Annotated in this window: 2 protein-coding genes; both read right to left on the bottom strand. The window is 67.1% G+C overall.

The annotated features are described in order from the left end of the window. Positions 1–458, bottom strand: a 458-nt coding sequence (locus tag AC1DOC_RS33335; protein ID WP_478131531.1) for a 2-oxoacid:acceptor oxidoreductase family protein, incomplete at its 3' end; no start/stop codon positions are given. After that, the coding region (locus tag AC1DOC_RS33330) for a 4Fe-4S dicluster domain-containing protein (RefSeq protein WP_478131530.1) at positions 455–1,483 on the bottom strand (1,029 nt) is incomplete at its 5' end. The genes AC1DOC_RS33330 and AC1DOC_RS33335, both read right to left, overlap by 4 nt.

Below are 1,483 nucleotides of genomic sequence, written 5' to 3'. Positions count from 1 at the left end.
AGGATGGCCAGCGCGCCCACGTAGACGATGTTCTTGAACAGCTGGCGCTGCCGCGGGTCCTGGTAGACGGCGTTGCAGATCTCGGTCAGCGGCATGCCGATCACGCGGACGTCGCTGCGGAACTTCGAGGGCGGCAGCGGCCGCGTGCTGTCGTAGAACAGGTAGCCGCCGGGCTCCAGCTCGGCCACGTCGGCGTCCCAGGTCTGCGGGTTCATCGCCACCATCATGTCGGTGCCGCCGCGCCGGCCCAGGTGGCCGTCTTCGGTCACGCGCACCTCGTACCAGGTCGGCAGGCCCTGGATGTTGCTCGGGAAGATGTTGCGCGGGCTCACCGGCACGCCCATGCGCAGGATGGCCTTGGCGAACAGCTCGTTGGCCGAGGCCGATCCCGAGCCGTTGACGTTGGCGAACTTGATGACGAAATCGTTGACCGCCTCAATTTGTGGAATGGCGCTCATGCAGTGGCCCCCTGCCCCGCAGGTGTCATCTTCAGCAGGAACTTCTGCATATCCCAGGCGCCCGTGGGGCAACGCTCGGCGCACAGGCCGCAGTGCAGGCAGACGTCCTCGTCCTTGACCATCACCCGGCCCGTCTTGAGCCCGCCCGAAACATACAGGTCCTGCGCCAGGTTGAGCGCCGGCGCCTTGAGCCGCTGGCGCAGATCCGCCTCGTCGCCGTTGGTGGTGAAGCTGATGCAGTCCATCGGGCAGATGTCCACGCAGGCATCGCATTCGATGYAGGCGGATTCGGTGAACACCGTCTGCACATCGCAGTTCAGGCAGCGCTCGGCCTCCTTGAAGGCGGTGGCGGCGTCGAAGCCCAGTTCCACCTCCACCGCGATGCTGGCCAGCGCCTTCTCGGCCTTGGCCCACGGCACCTTGTAGCGCAGGTCGTTGGAGGTGTCGTTGTCGTAGCTCCACTCGTGGATGCCCATCTTCTGCGACACCAGGTTGGTCATGGGCGCCGGGCGCACATACACCGGCTCGGCGCGCAGCAGCCGGTCGATCGACACCGCCGCCTCGTGGCCGTGGGCCACGGCCGTGATGATGTTCTTGGGGCCGAAGGCCGCATCGCCGCCGAACAGCACATGGGGCACCGTCGACTGGAAGGTGTTCTTGTCGAGCACGGGCAGGCCCGAGGTGTCGAAGGCGAGGCCGCAGTCGCGCTCGATCCACGGAAAGGCGTTCTCCTGACCCACCGCCACCAGCACCTCGTCGCATTCGAACCAGGCATCGGGCTCGCCGGTGGGCACCAGCGTGCGGCGGCCCTGCGCGTCGTACTCGGCGCGGACCCGCTCGAAGGTCATGCCCAGCAGCCGGCCCTCGTCGTGGACAAAGGCCTTGGGCACATGGAAGTCGATGATCGGAATGCCTTCGTGCTGCGCGTCTTCCTTCTCCCAGGGCGAGGCCTTCATGTCGTCGAAGCCGCTGCGCACGATCACCTTCACGTCGCTGCCGCCCAGGCGCCGGGCCGAGCGGCAGCA

It is taken from the genome of Variovorax sp. 01T439_2 (assembly GCF_056398445.1).
This window is presented reverse-complemented; position numbering and strand designations above follow the sequence as displayed.